We start from the raw sequence: 13378 nt of genomic DNA, 5'->3' as shown, positions 1-13378 counted from the left end.
GTTTCTATAAGGTACAGATTTGTATTTGATTAAAAGTAATTCGAAATTTTTCTTTTATCCAAGTTAGTAGTTCAGTTGTAGTTGAAGTTATAGAAACACAGGGGGCAGGTAGTTGGTTTTTGTGAAAGGATTGAAGCATTATGCTTCCTTCACCATCTATAATTCCAGCAATATAAGCTTTTTCTGTTTCAGTCATAGTTGAATCACCTTCATTTAATAAATATTATTAATGGTATTTATAGGATACATAATTTTCGCAAAACTGAAATACTATTAAAAAGTTAATTGCAAAGTATGGTTAATAGAATTACTATATTAGATATAATAGTAATGTGAAGAAAATGTATATTTGAGCAAAGTAATATTTTTTATTATTACTTATTAAGGAGGATTATATGGTAATACATAACGAACTCAATTTTACTAACTCTAAAATTTTGCTTATTGATGATGAAAGAGATATAACTGATCTTATAGAAGAAGTACTAAAAAGCGATGGTTTTAAAGAAATAAAAAAAGCTCACTCAGGCATAGAAGGCATAAATTTAGCAAAGAAATATTCACCACACATCATTGTACTAGATATAATGCTTCAAGATATAGATGGTATAGAGGTTTGTAAAAAAATAAGAGAATTTTCATATTGTCCAATACTTTTCTTATCATCAAAAAACGATGAGATAGATAAGATACTAGGTCTTAGTAGTGGAGGAGATGATTATATTACAAAACCATTTAGTCCAAGAGAAATATCCTTCCGTATAAAAGCTCAAATTCGTAGACAACATTATAATAAATCCATAGAAAATACCAATGAGATAATTAATATAGGCAACTTATTCATTGATATAGATGGGGGAAGAGTCCTTAAGGAAGAAAAGGAAATAGAATTAACAGGTACAGAATTTAAAATATTATCCTATTTAGCTCAAAATCTAAACAAGATAATAAGTAAAGAGAGATTATATGAACAAATATGTGGAGAATATGCAGTAGGCTGTGATAATACTATTATGGTTCATATAAGGCACCTAAGAGAAAAGATAGAAATAAATCCTTCAAGGCCTGAACTTCTCTTAACAATAAAGGGCTTAGGTTATAAGCTAATAAAGGAATAGGAGTAATTCATGAAAGTAGATTATAAACGTTTATTACATACCTATGTTACTTTATTTATTGGATTAATACTTATTTTAGCTGTTATAATAGTTGTTACTTTTCAAGTTATTACTATAAAAAAGCCTAATGGTGATATAGAATTGAGTAATTGGCCGAGAATTTTCACACAGGAATTTTCTAAGGAAATTACCTGTAATAAAGACAAGTATTTTATTACAGAAGAGGGAAAAGACAAGCTTAGGGAAAATAAATTATGGCTTCAGATAATTGATAAGGATGGCAATGAAATTGAAAGCTATAATAAACCTGAAAATGTAAAACAACGATACTCTCAAGTTGATTTATTAAAGCAACAAGAGAGTAATGAGGTCTTTAGTAGCACTGTTACCATTAATGGAAAGGACTTTGTTTACCTAATAGGCTTTCATAATAAAATATCTAAGGTAACCATGTATTTAGACAATAATGAATTTATAAGTGGTAAATCATTCATTATCCCTATACTTGGAGCTATTATTTTTATAGTTGTTGTTTTTGGTGGAGTTTATGGTATTAGATTAACCAAGGAAATGTCTAAAATAATTATGAGTTTAGAGAGAATATCTTTAAGAAACTATGAACCTAAAGAAAACAAAGGTGAATTTGGCATTATTTATGACAATTTGAATAGGCTAGATAATGAGCTTAAATTAAGAGAGCAAAAGAGATATATGGATGATAAGTTAAGAAAAGAGTGGATTTCAAATATAACTCATGATTTAAAAACACCTTTATCACCTATTAAAGGCTATGCAGAGTTAATAGCTGATCCAATTGGGGATAACAATTTAGAGAAAACTCAAGTTTATGGGAAGATTATATTAAAGAATATCCGCTATGCAGAAAAGCTTATTGATGATTTAAAATTAACTTATCAGCTTGAAAATGGTATGTTGCCTTTAAATAAAAAGAGAGGGAATATAGTAAGGTTTATTAAAGAAATTGTAATTGATATATTAAATAATCCTGAATTTCAGTGGAAGAACATTAATTTTCATAGTGATGAGGAAGTTGTTAATTTAGAGTATGATTGGCTTCTTTTAAAAAGGGCTTTAATGAATCTAATATATAACTCAATTATTCATAATGATGATGGCACAGAGATTAAAATACTTATAGAGAAATGTGAAAACACAAGGATATGTATTTGTGACAATGGAAGAGGTATGAGTGAAGAAGAGGTAGAGAATCTTTTTTTGAGATATTACAGAGGAACAAACACTGATAACAAGACAGAAGGAACAGGGCTTGGGATGGCGATAGCTAAGGAAATAATTCAAGGGCATAATTGGAATATTTATGTGGAAAGTAAATTAGGAGAAGGGACAAAATTCATAATTGAGTTTTAACATTAAGGTGGTCTTAAGGTTAAATAAAATGGATATTAAGGTTGTTAGTTTATTATTTTTAATAAGCTAACAATCTTTTTTTGTACAGAAAAATATGGTTAAACAAAAAAATAAAACGGAGTTAGTGGGCGCAGCTACTCCTATTTTAGTGAAAAGGAAAATAAAAAAGTGGGTGAATAAATGAAAATCATATTTAAGTATATTTTAAATAACATTAAGGAAAGAAAAACTAGGACAGCTGTTATGCTGCTATCTGTAATATTATCTACTACTTTATTATTTGTTTCTCTTACTATGGGAGATTCTTATAAAGTAGCTCAAAGAAAGATGGAAAAAGGATATTCAGGGGTGGCCACAGTAAGTGTAACAGCAACGAAAAATGAAAATGAACAACTAAAATTTATTAAAGAAGATGTGGTAAAAAATCTAGATAAAATTAAAAGTAAAGTAGGAATAATAAAAAGTACAGCATTATATAGTGAAAATGGATATTTTGAAAACTTTGATATGTTAGCAGCAGATTTAGATGGACTTAATACTATTAATAAACCAAGACTTATAGACAATGAGGATTTAAGCAATTTTAGTGGCTATAAAATAATCCTTCCAGAGAAATTTACAACTAAATATAAGATAAAAAAGGGAGATAACATAAAGCTAACAATTAATCAAAAACCTATCAACTTTGAAGTCTATGGGATTGCAGCCTATGACACAGTATTTTTAAGAAGCACTAGAGGATTTAATGCATTAATTCCAAAGGAAACCTTAAGAGATATTTTAAACATAAAGGATGAATACACTGAAATTCTTCTAGAGCCTAAAAAAAATATTGATACTAATACACTAATAACGGAAGTATCAAAAACATTATCTCAAGATAAATATAAGGTTAATGCTGTGGTAGATGAAAAGCAAATAGAGCAAGATGCAAAACAAAAAACTATGCCATTTTTCTTAATAAGTTTCTTTTCATTAACAATGAGTATTTTTATTATATATAGTAGCTATAAGGTTATTACAATTGAAAGATTACGTGTAATAGGAACATTTCGTAGTATTGGAGCAACTAAGAAGGCAGTTACAAAGATACTTATGTTAGAAAGTTTAGTTTATGGAGTATTAGGAGGGGCAATAGGAATACCTTTAGGGATGATTACATTAAAGTTTATGCTGAGAGGAATGACACAAAACCTTACACAAGGAGTAGAGATTCCTATGGTAATTACTGCTACAAGTCTTATAGTAACATTTTTTGTAGCAATTATTATGTCAAATTTAAGTGCTTATATTCCAGTGAAAAAATCTAGTGAAATCCCAGTAAAGGATATTGTACTAGGAACAGTAGAAAAAAAACATGTGAGTAATAAATTTAAGATATTAATGGGAGCTATTTTATTTTTTATATCGATTTTACTTCCTAATATATTAAAAGGAAATATGCTATTAATTGGAGGAGGATTATCTTTAATAACGTTAATAGTTGCTACGATTATTCTAATACCTATAGTTACAAATGGTATTTCTTTAGTTTTAGAAAAAGTATATGGTGTTATTTTAGGTAATGAAGGAAAGCTTTCTGCAAGAAACATGAGAGATAATAAGAATATTACTCAAAATATTACACTTCTTTTTATAAGTATATCAGCTGTTATTGTAATTACTGTAGTAGGAAGTTTTGTAAGTACTTATATTGGAGATGTATTTAAAGGTTCTAAACTAGATGGCTTTACAGAAGCTAAGAATATTGATAAGACTTTTGTAGATAAGTTAAGTTGCAGTGATAATGTGAAATCAGTGGTACCACTCTATGTTATTAATGGAACGATGACTTTAAATGGCTGTGGCACAAATAGAGTTGAAGGAGTCAAGAGTTTAGAGGAGTACAATGATATGTTTGCATTAAAATATGAGGATAGTGAAGAGAAGAATAATGCAATTAAAAAATTCAATGATGGTAGAAATATATTATTGAATTATGAGTTTATAAAAATGCTTAAGGTTAAAGTTGGAGAAAAAATTCAAGTAGCTATAGGAAATAGTGAATATGAATATGAAGTACTTGGAAGTTATAAATCTAGGGCTAATAACTCACAAGCAGTACTTCCATCTAAATATTTAGAAAGTGACTTTGGACAGAATACCTACGGAATGATAGTTTATAGATCAAAAGATTCAGAAGGCACAATGGCAAAAATAAGAAGTATGCATGGAAGTAAGGAAAATTACAGTAGAACGGTGGAGGAATTCACTAAGGATAGCTTAGAAGTGGTAACAGCATTTTTAAAACCATTAAATAGCCTTAATTACTGTATTTTATTATTAAGCACTATAGGTATTATAAACAATCTATTGATAAATTATATACAAAAACAAAGAGAAATAGCTATGTATAGAGCAGTGGGGCTTAGCACGAAACAGAATGTAAAGATGACTTTAATAGAAGCTTTTACTTCAGGGATAATAGGATCAGGTGCTGGTATGATAATTTCTTATTTAGAAATAAGAACAATATTTATAGTGGCAGGACCAAGAATATCAATGAGTCCAGATTTTCAGTTATCTACATTTTTAATAGCAGGATTCATTGGAATAGCTCTAACATTGGTAGGCTCAATTGTACCTATAATAAAGAACAATAAGATGAAAATAGTTGAAAAGATAAAAACAGATTAGTTTTTTAGGGAGGAGTTAATGATGAATAGTATAAATGAAAATATTGCAGTAGAAGGAAAAGATATAACCAAGGAATTTAAAATGGGCAAGGAGGCATTAATGATATTAAAAGGTATTTCTCTTAAGGTTAATGTTGGAGACTTTGTATCAATAATGGGACCATCAGGGTCGGGCAAAAGTACACTTCTTTATATATTAGGAGGACTAGACAAGCCTTCAGCTGGTAAGGTGCTTATGAAAGGGGAGGATATATCAAAATTTGATGATGATAAACAAAGTGTTATGAGAAGAAGAAATATTGGCTTTGTATTTCAATTTTATAATTTAATACCTAACTTAAATGTAGAGGAAAATATATTATTACCAGTACTCTTAGATGGTAATAAAACAAATGATTATAAAAAGGAATTAGATAATATATTAGAGATTGTAGGACTTACTGAAAGAAGAAAGCATACTCCAAAGGAATTATCAGGAGGGCAACAGCAAAGGGTGGCAATAGCTAGGGCATTAATTAATAATCCAGAAATAATCTTTGCAGATGAGCCAACAGGAAACCTTGATAGTAAGACTGGAACTGAGATTATGGAACTGCTTAGAAAGATTAATAGGGAGAATAAAAAGACTATTATAATGGTTACTCATTCAATGGAAACTGCTGAGTATGGTAATAGGGTAGTGAATGTTAAGGATGGGGGAATTGTTTAGGCTTGATAAAATTAGTCATATAGGTGAAGTGATTACCGTGATTAATATAGTATTTTAATATTAAATCTTAATTTATTCATTGAAAATATCATTGATTTATCTTGCATTAAGCAAATGTATAAATTAAATTTTGAACTTAAAACCCTATAAGTAATTTTAAAGATTAAACTTAAAATTGAAAAAATAGAGAGCGGTAAATAGTACATTAAAATCTACTATAATTTAATGCATCAAATTTGATCTAGGAGTAATGACATAAATGATTAATGAAGCATTTTTGAGTAATTTTACAGTTGAAAAGCTTGAAGTCAATGAGGAACGTGTTTTAATAATTTTAAAACTTAATAATTTTGAGGCAAAATGTACTTGGTGCGGTAAATCTACTTCAAAAGTTCACAGTAAATATGAAAGAAAAATATTAGATTTACCTATACTGGATAAGTATATAAGGCCAATTGTTAGAGAAAGACGCTTCTTTTGTAATAATGATAGTTGTCCAAGAAAAATATTTTCAGAAGAGTTTAGCGAGTTTCTATTAAGATATAAAAGATTAACTGAACGCTTATCCAACTATCTCTTTAAGCTTGGTCTTAGTCAAAGTGATAATCAATGTCATATGCTATTTAAAAAATATATACCAGTAAGCTATAGTTCTATTCTCAGATTAACAAAAAATTATAATATAACTGTAAAATATGATGCTGAATTTATTGCAATTGATGACTTTTCATTTAGAAAAGGAGTAACTTTTGGTTCAATAATTTGTGATTTAAAGACTGGAAAACCTATAGATATAATAAATAGTAGAAATCTAGATGATGTAACAGCTCATTTAAAGCTTTATAAAAATGTTAAAATAGTAAGTAGAGATCGATTTAAAACATATGCAAAAGTACTTGACAATCTACAATTTGATTTGCTTAAATAAATACTAAGTATATACACTGAAAGAGCGAGAGAATAAAGTCGGAAAGGAGTGCTAAGGAAATATGAATAACAAAATTCTTGTTATTGACGACGACATTGATTTATGCCGCTTGCTAAAAAATAATTTAGAAACAGAGGGATATATGGTAACAGTATGCCACGATGGAGAAAGTGGAACATTGGAGGCTGTTAGAAATAGCTATCATATGATTGTTTTGGACATCATGCTTCCAAAGAAGAGTGGTTTTGATGTTTTGTCCGACATTCGAAAAACAAGCCATGTGCCGATTTTAATGCTGACTGCCAAGAACAGTGAAGTAGATAAAGTGTCTGGGCTGCGCATGGGGGCAGATGATTATCTAACAAAACCATTTAGCAGCTATGAATTTTCTGCGCGTGTGGCTTCGCTGCTGCGTAGATATACAGTTTTTAATTCAAACAGTGAGTATTCTGAGCAAGCGATTGATATTGGAAATCTGCATATTGATCCTTCTACTCACAAAGTGCGTCTGAATGGTACTGGCGTTGATTTGACTGCGAAAGAATTTGATTTGATGTACTTTTTAGTAAAAAATAGAGGAAAGGTGTTCACCAAGAAGCAGATTTATAGTGCTGTGTGGGAGGATGAATATGTCTTTGATGATAACAATATTATGGCGTTGATTCATCGTCTTCGCAAAAAGATTGGGGATGATTCTGAAACAGCCCAATATATTCAAACGGTATGGGGGATTGGTTATCGTTTTTCTGGAGAGGAAGAATAGTAATGGCATATGTTGTTATAGCTTTATTAATAGGTATAATTATTTGTTTTGTAATAAAGAACTATCGATGGAAGAAAAGAATGGCAGCTATGATTCAAACAATGGATATATTGTTGAAAGAGAAAAATAAGCTTTATATTTTTTCAGAGGATAAAGATTTGTTAGGTGATTTGGGGTTTAAAATTAATGAATTGATTTCGGCTTACTTCATTCAAAGTGAAAAATATGAAACTGAAAAAAGAACAAAGAAGGAGCTTTTATCAAATTTATCACATGATGTAAGAACACCTCTCGTCTCTGTTATTGGTTATTTGGAAGCAGTTCAACAGAAAAGAATTCAAAAAGAACAAGAGAATGAATATATAAATACTGCGCTAGAGAAAGCTTTAGCACTAAAGAAATGCATCAATCAGTTATTTGAATTTATTCAATTAGATGCAGGTGAAATTGTATTAAGTTTAGAAAATATAGATATATGTGAAGCATTAAGGCAGATTATCATTGAGTTTATTCCATATATAGAAAAAGAAAAGATAGTATTTGATGCTAATATTTTAGAACATGAAGTATTTGTTTTGGCTGATAAAAATGCTATTACAAGGATTTTTCAAAATCTTATTAGAAATACACTTATTCATGGGAAGGATGGGTATTACCTAGGCATTTTTGTAGCCATCGATGAAGGTAAAGTATGCATTAATATAAAAGATAAGGGTAAAGGAATAAAAGAAGAACATCTGCCATTTATTTTTGAGCGGCTTTATAAAGCTGATTTTTCAAGAAGCAACGGTGGTGGAATAGGACTAGCTATTGCTAAGGAGCTGACAGAAAAAATGAATGGAGAGGTAGTTGTTCTACGCTCAGTTCCAGGAGAAACAATATTTCATGTAAGTTTTCCAATAATCTCGTATATGTAAGAAAAATATCAGATTTATATCAGCAGGATATTAGAAGTACTTGTTATACTAAGCTCATAGTATAAAAAAGGAGGAGATTATATGGTTTTAGAAACATGCGGACTAACCAAGAAATATGGTGTACAGTTTGCAGTATCAGATTTAAATATCCATGTTAAAAAAGGTGAAATTTATGGGCTACTAGGTAGGAATGGCGCAGGGAAAACAACGACATTACGTATGATTACAGGTCTTTTAGAACCAACATCTGGAGAAATAATACTTTTTAACAAAAAATTTGATGTACCAACAAAAGAGGCTTTTAGCCGTATTGGGGCACTTATTGAGATGCCTGCCTTTTATGAAAATCTGACAGCAAGAGAAAATCTACAAATTATAGCTGATTTAAGAGGGTTGCAATCTAAAGATGCTATTGAAAAAGTATTAGCATTAGTTAATTTAGAAGGTGAAAAAAACAAGCAAATTAGAAAATTTTCACTTGGGATGAAGCAGCGTCTAGGGATTGCAATGGCACTTATGCATGAGCCGGAATTTATTATTTTAGATGAACCCACTAATGGACTAGATCCTGTAGGTATCCAGCAAATTAGGTTGTTAATCAAAAAAATGTCTGCTGAAAAAGGTATTACAGTAATTATTTCTAGTCATATTTTAAGTGAAATAGAACAGATGGCTGATACTATTGGAATTATTGATAAGGGAGTACTAATTGAAGAATTATCAATGGATGAAGTAAAAAGAAGAAATCGTCATTATGTTAAAATGGTTGTATCAAATGTTCAGAGGGCGATTCCAATTCTAGAGAAAGAATTGGGTGTTATTGATTTTGAAGTAATTGATGAAAAAGGAATTAAAATTTATGAGTTAGATAGAGATTTTGAAGTAATCAATAGGCAGCTCAATGTAGCTGGCATAGGCGTATCTGAAATTAGTATTTATAAGGGCAACTTAGAGGAATATTTCTTAAAGCTTACAGGGGGTGTGACAATTGGTTAAACTATTTTTGGTGGAGTTAAAGAAGTTAAAGCGATCAGGTATGTTATGGATATGTCTTGGAGGTTGCAGTATACTGCCTATAGTTGCAGTACTTATTAGACCTGTTAGAATAGGTGAACATTGGTTAGACTTTACCATTGAATCCATTTGGCCTGCCATCCTGTTTTTGTGGCCTTGTATATTTGGTTTGTTTGGAAGTTATCTTTTCAATAGAGAACGGATTGAGAACACATATAAAAATTTGCTAATTATTCCTGTTAATCGTGTAAAGCTATCTTTAGCAAAGTTACTTGTTTTATTTTCAGGAATTCAAGTTTTTTGTCTATACAGTTATTTGCTAGGGCTTCCAGCCGCTTTGTTTAAAGTTACAATTAATTTGGATGAATTTGTATATGGCTTAGGGATAACGATTTCAGTTGGTTGCTTAGTATTTGCAGCTATGCTACCAGTAGTATGTATAGCAGTTTTAAGTAAAAAAAGCTATGTAATAGCCATTGCTATTTCTATAATTTATGCATTTGTTTCGTTTATGAGTATATGGTCAGATGTTTTCTCTTCATTTGTACCTCTCGTTACTACTATTCGTATACTTAATTCACCACAGCTGCAAGTAGGATCTACCTATCCACTAAGTGTTTCATGTTTTGTTTTTGTAGTGATAAGTATAACGTCAATATTAGGAATAATATGGGCATCTAAAAAGCAGGAAGCATAGAGGAAAGTTTCACTTCTGGGATAAATAAATTGGATGACATATCGCCAATTTTAAAGTCAAACTATAAAAACATTATTAATTATGAGAGTAAAGGCTCTTATTCATGCAGTTGTGCATGTGTAAGAGTCTTAATTTTAGAGAGGGATTAAAAATGATAGTATAGTAAATTTTAAAGGTTATGCTTCGCCTCCACCATAAGAAAGCCATATTGTTTTTACAATATGGCTTTTATCTTGTGCTAATAAGTTTTTCATAAAATTGATTTTTAAGTTCAATAGTTCTTCACAATGACTTTATAAGGAAACTTAAGATGAACTTAAGATGGTTTTAAATCCAGATTAATATCGTATATGTACAATCTAACTGAAGTTAAATTTAGAAGCCTGTAAGGTTGATAACCTTACAGTATAAGGAGGCTATTTTTATGAATATAATGGAAGTTAGAGATGTGAAAAAAGTGTATGGGTCAAAACAAGTAGAAAGTGAATCAAGGGCACTAAATGGAGTAAGTTTCTTTGTTCAAAAGGGTGAATTTTTAGGGATTATGGGACCTTCTGGATCAGGTAAGTCAACATTATTAAATGTAATATCAACTATTGATAGTCCAACGTCAGGAACAATTTCACTAAGAGGGAAAAGTTTCTTAAATCTTAATGAAGATGAATTGTCAAGCTTTAGAAGAAAGCAGTTAGGTTTTGTTTTTCAAGATTATAATCTTCTTGATACACTAACCATAAAGGAAAATATTATTTTACCACTTTCCTTATCTAAGGTAGATGTTGCGACTATGGAAGAAAAATTAAAAAAGATTAGTAGTATTTTAAATATTGAAGATATCTTAGCGAAATATCCTTATGAAGTTTCAGGTGGTCAGAAGCAAAGAGCAGCAGTAGCAAGGGCAATAATAACAGAACCAGAAATTATTTTTGCAGATGAGCCTACAGGAGCACTAGACTCAAAATCTTCAAAAGAACTTTTAGACAACCTTTCTTTACTAAATATTAATAATAAAGCAACAATTGTTATGGTAACTCATGATGCCTTTGCAGCAAGTTATTGTGACAGAATTATATTTATAAAGGATGGTATACTTCATACTGAAATTGAAAAAACAAAAGGCAGAAAAGATTTCTATAATGAACTATTAAGCACTCTTGCTACTATAGGAGGTGCTGAAAGTGACATTATTTAGCCTTGGAGCAAACAACGTAAAACATAATTTTAAAGGGTATATTTCTTATTTTATAAGTACATTGACTTCAGTTTTTATTCTCATGATATTTTATTCTATGTATTATAGTCGTCAAATACAATCCTTTAGTTCAGATAGAGTTAAGGTTGGAGTTATTTTTAAAGCTGCAGCTTTTGTAGTTATAATATTTTCAGCTATTTTCATAGGTTATGCAAACAGCTTTTTTATAAAAAATAAAAAGAAAGAGGTTGCCATATACTCATTGCTTGGTATGAAAAAGAAGGAGATAGGTACGCTAATGTTCTTTGAAAATATTTTTCTAGGAATACTTGCATTAATTGTTGGTGTGCCATTAGGAGCAGTTACATCAAAATTATTTTTAAAGATACTTACTATGTGTATGAAGTTGGATAAGCCTATACAGTATAATTTTGATATTAGATCTGTATGTATGACAATTTTTGTTTTTATGATTATATTCTTGCTGAATTCTATAAAGGCATATGGAATAATATATAAGTTTAGGCTTATAGAACTTATAAATGCAGCTAAGGAAGGTGAAAAGAGACCTAAATTTTCTAAAATATTGGCATTGTTATCCATAATTATGGTAGGTGCTGGATATTGCCTTACATTAAAAATGAATTTAGAGTCTGGAGGTATCCAAATGCTGTATAAGGCTCTTATTGTAATGTTACTTGTTGTTTTAGGGACTTATATATTGTTTAATAATTTAATAATTTATATCTTTAAGCTATTTGAGAAAAATAAAAAAGCTTATTATAAAGGAGAAAATCTAATAGGAGTATCTCAAATAATCTACAGAATTAAAGGAAATTCTAATCTTCTTGCAACCATAGCTGTTATTTCTGCGGTTGCAATTACAGCACTATGTTTTACTTTCAGTCTTAATATGACAATTGATAAAGTTGCACCAAATGGATGCCCTTATTCAATAATGTATCAAGGTGGAAATGAGGATTTGAATAAAGGGATTGAGGCTATTATTAATAATCATAAAGAAATTAAAACAACTTATAAAAAAGATATTGTAATGATAAATGGAAGTGGACTTACACAAAAATATAAAGGTTCCTTTGGAAAAGATTTTAAGGCTCCTTTTGATATGTTTATAATATCGGAATCTGAATACAAGGATATTGTAAATAATTCAAGTTTTAATGATGGTACAGATATTACAGAGAGGGCTAAGGATATTAAAATAAATAAAGAGAATCAGTGTTTTTTTATTGAAGTAAGTAGTTTAGCTAAAGGAAGAGGAAGACTAACTGGTGATGAGCTCGATTCAACTATTGGTGATAAAGCTTATAAATTTGATATCTCGGATTCAGATGTAAGATGTGTTTTTGGAATTAAATTTCAAAAAGCAACTATAGTAGTGCAAGATACATTTTTTAATAAGCTTTTAGATGAGAATAGAAATAATACAAGCGTTATAAGAGCATATAATTTTGATAATATATTGAAAAGTGGAGGTGTTGTTGAAGAACTTAACCAAATGATGCCAAAGGATAGGAATTTTTCCTCTTACTATGATATGTATATGGAGGTTCATTCTTTGTATGGCAGCTATGTATTTATAGGTGCATTTCTAGGTATTCTTTTTGTTGTTTCCACTGGAAGTATAATGTATTATAAACAATTAACAGAAGCCTATGAGGATAAGACTAGATACTCTATACTTTCAAAGATAGGTTTAAGTAAGAAGGAAACTTTGAGAATCGTATCAAAACAACTGGGATTTATTTTTGTAATGCCACTTTTATTTGGTATTCTTCATAGTATATTTCCACTTATAGCATTTATAAAATATTGCTCTGGCTGGTCAATGTCACAAATGGAATGGGTGGGGATGACCATAGGAGTATATGCAGTAATTTATCTCTGTTTTTACTTTTTATCTGTTAAATCTTATATGAGAATTATAACCAAAAATGTTGTATACTAGATGTATA

Annotated in this window: 11 protein-coding genes and 1 pseudogene; 11 read left to right on the top strand and 1 reads right to left on the bottom strand. The window is 29.8% G+C overall.

What is annotated here, in order from left to right; all coding sequences use genetic code 11:
- Window positions 1–37 precede the first annotated feature (37 nt).
- Window positions 38–196, bottom strand: a pseudogene (locus BUB01_RS13090) (LAGLIDADG family homing endonuclease); the annotation flags it as partial.
- A gap of 199 nt (window positions 197–395) precedes the next feature.
- Here BUB01_RS13090 and BUB01_RS13085 point away from each other — a divergent pair.
- The 11 genes from BUB01_RS13085 (at window position 396) to BUB01_RS13035 (ending at window position 13371) form a co-directional block, all read left to right on the top strand.
- Window positions 396–1118 carry a response regulator transcription factor gene (locus tag BUB01_RS13085; protein WP_072988469.1) on the top strand — a complete coding sequence of 241 codons (723 nt, stop codon included), beginning with the start codon at window positions 396–398 and terminating at the stop codon, window positions 1116–1118.
- Between the two features lie 9 nt (window positions 1119–1127).
- On the top strand, window positions 1128–2507 hold the full coding sequence (locus BUB01_RS13080; RefSeq protein WP_072988466.1) for a sensor histidine kinase: 1380 nt from the start codon (window positions 1128–1130) through the stop codon (window positions 2505–2507).
- 180 nt (window positions 2508–2687) lie between these two features.
- Window positions 2688–5183, top strand: coding sequence for an ABC transporter permease (locus BUB01_RS13075; RefSeq protein WP_072988462.1), 2496 nt, complete (start codon window positions 2688–2690; stop codon window positions 5181–5183).
- Between the two features lie 21 nt (window positions 5184–5204).
- Complete coding sequence (locus tag BUB01_RS13070) at window positions 5205–5891, top strand: ABC transporter ATP-binding protein (RefSeq protein WP_072988459.1); 687 nt, start codon at window positions 5205–5207, stop codon at window positions 5889–5891.
- A 259-nt stretch (window positions 5892–6150) separates the two neighbouring features.
- On the top strand, window positions 6151–6819 hold the full coding sequence (locus BUB01_RS13065; RefSeq protein WP_072988455.1) for a transposase family protein: 669 nt from the start codon (window positions 6151–6153) through the stop codon (window positions 6817–6819).
- Between the two features lie 61 nt (window positions 6820–6880).
- Window positions 6881–7582, top strand: a complete 702-nt coding sequence (locus BUB01_RS13060) for a response regulator transcription factor (protein ID WP_072988452.1) — start codon at window positions 6881–6883, stop codon at window positions 7580–7582.
- Window positions 7543–8499 carry a sensor histidine kinase gene (locus BUB01_RS13055; RefSeq protein ID WP_072988449.1) on the top strand — a complete coding sequence of 319 codons (957 nt, stop codon included), beginning with the start codon at window positions 7543–7545 and terminating at the stop codon, window positions 8497–8499. The genes BUB01_RS13060 and BUB01_RS13055 overlap by 40 nt, the downstream gene beginning before the upstream one ends.
- An 81-nt stretch (window positions 8500–8580) precedes the next feature.
- Entirely contained in the window at window positions 8581–9495 is a 915-nt protein-coding gene (locus BUB01_RS13050; protein ID WP_072988447.1) for an ABC transporter ATP-binding protein, read from the top strand.
- The gene (locus BUB01_RS13045) at window positions 9488–10210 is read left to right on the top strand and encodes an ABC transporter permease (protein WP_072988445.1); all 723 of its coding nucleotides are present in this window, start codon (window positions 9488–9490) and stop codon (window positions 10208–10210) included. Before BUB01_RS13050 ends, BUB01_RS13045 begins: the two co-directional genes overlap by 8 nt.
- 424 nt (window positions 10211–10634) lie before the next feature.
- Window positions 10635–11402 (top strand): ABC transporter ATP-binding protein, encoded by a 768-nt coding sequence (locus BUB01_RS13040; RefSeq protein WP_072988441.1) that lies wholly within the window; start codon window positions 10635–10637, stop codon window positions 11400–11402.
- Window positions 11389–13371, top strand: a complete 1983-nt coding sequence (locus BUB01_RS13035) for an FtsX-like permease family protein (protein WP_072988438.1) — start codon at window positions 11389–11391, stop codon at window positions 13369–13371. The genes BUB01_RS13040 and BUB01_RS13035 overlap by 14 nt, the downstream gene beginning before the upstream one ends.
- Window positions 13372–13378: the final 7 nt, after the last annotated feature.

It is taken from the genome of Clostridium cavendishii DSM 21758, from assembly GCF_900141845.1.
GTDB lineage: Bacteria > Bacillota > Clostridia > Clostridiales > Clostridiaceae > Clostridium_AG > Clostridium_AG cavendishii.
This window is presented reverse-complemented; position numbering and strand designations above follow the sequence as displayed.

Excerpts from the sequence above, each read along its gene's own strand:
- BUB01_RS13085 (WP_072988469.1), top strand. The coding sequence starts at position 396 with ATGGTAATACATAACGAACTCAATTTTACTAACTCTAAAATTTTGCTT.
- BUB01_RS13080 (WP_072988466.1), top strand. The coding sequence starts at position 1,128 with ATGAAAGTAGATTATAAACGTTTATTACATACCTATGTTACTTTATTT.
- BUB01_RS13075 (WP_072988462.1), top strand. The coding sequence starts at position 2,688 with ATGAAAATCATATTTAAGTATATTTTAAATAACATTAAGGAAAGAAAA.
- BUB01_RS13070 (WP_072988459.1), top strand. The coding sequence starts at position 5,205 with ATGAATAGTATAAATGAAAATATTGCAGTAGAAGGAAAAGATATAACC.
- BUB01_RS13065 (WP_072988455.1), top strand. The coding sequence starts at position 6,151 with ATGATTAATGAAGCATTTTTGAGTAATTTTACAGTTGAAAAGCTTGAA.
- BUB01_RS13060 (WP_072988452.1), top strand. The coding sequence starts at position 6,881 with ATGAATAACAAAATTCTTGTTATTGACGACGACATTGATTTATGCCGC.
- BUB01_RS13055 (WP_072988449.1), top strand. The coding sequence starts at position 7,543 with ATGGGGGATTGGTTATCGTTTTTCTGGAGAGGAAGAATAGTAATGGCA.
- BUB01_RS13050 (WP_072988447.1), top strand. The coding sequence starts at position 8,581 with ATGGTTTTAGAAACATGCGGACTAACCAAGAAATATGGTGTACAGTTT.
- BUB01_RS13040 (WP_072988441.1), top strand. The coding sequence starts at position 10,635 with ATGAATATAATGGAAGTTAGAGATGTGAAAAAAGTGTATGGGTCAAAA.